Raw genomic sequence first — 714 nt, 5'->3', positions numbered from 1 at the left:
GGAGAACCGGCTTATCAGTACGGGGATATACGCAATCCTATTGGAACAGCAACACTTAGCCGAAACAGAACCAACGGATACAACGTGCTTGGAAATATCTTCGCTGAAATAAAACCGGCAGATAAACTTACTTTTAAGTCACTGGGTGGCATCGACTTCAAGTTTTGGGATCAGAACAGCTTTAGTCCCAAATATGACTGGAAGCCCATCCCGCAGCCGCAGTCATCACTGTATGAAGAGTCGAATAAAAGTCTTACCTATCTGTGGGACAATACGCTTACTTACCTCGACACCTTCGCAGATAAACACAACGTCAACGTGATGATTGGTTCCAGCGCCCAGAATAACTTGTATAACCGCATGAACGCAAGTGTGCAGGGATTCCTGAGTGATAATAACAGCCAGTTGAATAACGGGCTTACCGACCCCACCGTCGGAGGTACCAAAAATGATTGGGCTATCCTCTCGTTTATGGGGCGAGCCAATTACAATTACGACAACAAATATCTTTTCACCGCAACAATCCGTCGCGATGGCTCCTCCCGATTTTCCAAAGAAAACAGGTGGGGTACTTTTCCCTCGTTCTCCGCAGCTTGGCGCTTGTCGGAAGAACCTTTCTTCCACGCAAACGAATGGGTCGACGATGTGAAAGTCCGTTTGGGATACGGAGAAACGGGAAACCAGGGAGGTATAGACAACTACGCCTATTTTACC

Annotated in this window: 1 pseudogene; it reads left to right on the top strand. The window is 47.2% G+C overall.

Going from position 1 to position 714, the window contains the following annotated elements:
- A pseudogene (locus B3B27_RS07475) lies at window positions 1–714 on the top strand (TonB-dependent receptor); the annotation flags it as partial.

This window comes from Proteiniphilum sp. UBA5463 (assembly GCF_002427225.1).
Classification (GTDB): domain Bacteria; phylum Bacteroidota; class Bacteroidia; order Bacteroidales; family Dysgonomonadaceae; genus Proteiniphilum; species Proteiniphilum propionicum.
The sequence above is the reverse complement of the archived record's forward strand: the minus strand, read 5'-3'. Positions and strand labels throughout refer to the sequence as shown.